This is a genomic window from Methylobacter luteus IMV-B-3098 (assembly GCF_000427625.1).
In the GTDB taxonomy this organism is placed as follows: domain Bacteria; phylum Pseudomonadota; class Gammaproteobacteria; order Methylococcales; family Methylomonadaceae; genus Methylobacter; species Methylobacter luteus.
The window spans coordinates 2,407,828-2,408,688 of record NZ_KE386569.1; positions in this window are offsets into that span (position 1 = coordinate 2,407,828).

The following is an 861-nucleotide window of genomic DNA, read 5'->3' on the forward strand; positions in this document are numbered from 1 at the left end:
CCGGTTATAAACTTTCTCCAACGCCTGTTGGCGAAAAGCTTTCGTATAATAAGTCTTCTTTTTCAATTTCATTACCTCTAATAGTCAATCAATGAAAATTAGAGGCGACAGTTATCCTGACACAGGGGGTTGACATTGACAAACTCAACTTTACCGTTAACCACCACCTCTGGAATAGTTACCGTGCCCGTAGCGGAATCATAAGTAGTGTTTGCCGCTTGACCAATAGTTGTTACGAACAGAGCCGTTAAAAATACCCCTAGCTTTTTTATTCTCATAGTCCTTTTATTCCCATAATCCTAATAAATTAGTTATGTTGTTTGAAAAAATTTATTCACAATTACCAAGCGAAGAGTGCCTATAACAAGTTACAGCGTTGTGTTCTTGAAAAAGCGGAGAGCTTGCATGCACAGCGCTCGGCGAGCTAAGATTACTATAGATGACCAACTTAGACAATCCGTTAGCATCATAGGATATGCTGACGACTACATGGATGCAGGAAGCGAGTAAAAAACTGCTCCATGCGTTTTCGACATACGCCACTTCCATGTAGCTTAGATATCCGCTCGATTCAGGAACTTCTCGGGCACAGCGGTTTAAGAACAACGATGATTTATACCCATACGGTACAAAGCAAAACGATCAAGCAAGCCAAAAGTCCATTGGACTTTTAGAGGGTGGATCTCTGCTAATGGCCGATATAAGGTTCTCACCTGACACTTAAAGATATGAACCGAAAGGCTGGTTCACGCCCTGAGTTAGTCCGTCAAGCTTTTTCACTGATTTCGCCGCCTGGTTTTAGCAACGAGGAGCCCCGTTGTTCCAGCGCTTTGAGGTAAGTGGATTCATCATAGGGCTTAC